1 protein-coding gene is annotated in these 652 nt (G+C 64.6%); it reads right to left on the reverse strand.

Translation table 11 applies throughout. The features are described 5' to 3' along the window. A partial coding sequence (locus KUM32_RS29585) for an aspartyl/asparaginyl beta-hydroxylase domain-containing protein (RefSeq protein ID WP_217145049.1) occupies nt 1-467 on the reverse strand: 467 nt, incomplete at its 3' end. Nucleotides 468-652 lie beyond the last annotated feature (185 nt).

Genomic DNA, 652 nt, shown 5'->3' on the forward strand with positions numbered 1-652 from the left:
GCGCCGGGCAGCAGTGTGGAGAAATGGCATTCGAGGAGCGGGCAGATCTTCTCGGTGTCGACGGCGAACTCCTTGAGCACCTTGTACGCCGTCGGCGCCGTCGGCTGCGACTCCGCGACCAGGCCCCCCTTGCGGTAGAGGTAGAGCGCCTGCCAGTCATCCTGCGGCGTCAGGTAGTGCTCGTAGTTGGAAAAAGCCTCGCGCCGCGCGGCCCAGGCCGTCTCCAGTTCCGACTTGATCGCTCCGTGCTGCTCCTCGAGGGCGGCTATGAAGGGCGTGTGCTCGGCATGTCCGTACGGATCGTGCCAGGGCTGCTGGGAAATTCCCGGCATGATCCACTTGGCGCCCTGTTGCAACGGGTGGCGCTCCTGCTTCTTGCTGTCGAGCATCTCCTCCACGCGCTCGATGGAGTCGGAGCCGTACTCACTCCGGATCGCGGCGAAGGCGTTCTCAATCTCCGGTGTCACTGAATTCTCCTGATGGTGAGAGAAAAGGTGAGGCAAAGTTAGGGGAGAAAGCGTAAGAGGGGGGAATGGCACTCGTGGAACAGGGCGGGGAACAGCGGCGGCGACGGGGACCGCGCGGCCTCGTCCCGCCGCGGTCCGGACAACCGGGGCATACCCCGATGGCCGGATACAGAAGCTCGCTCGAT

Source organism: Streptomyces sp. AC627_RSS907 (assembly GCF_019049165.1).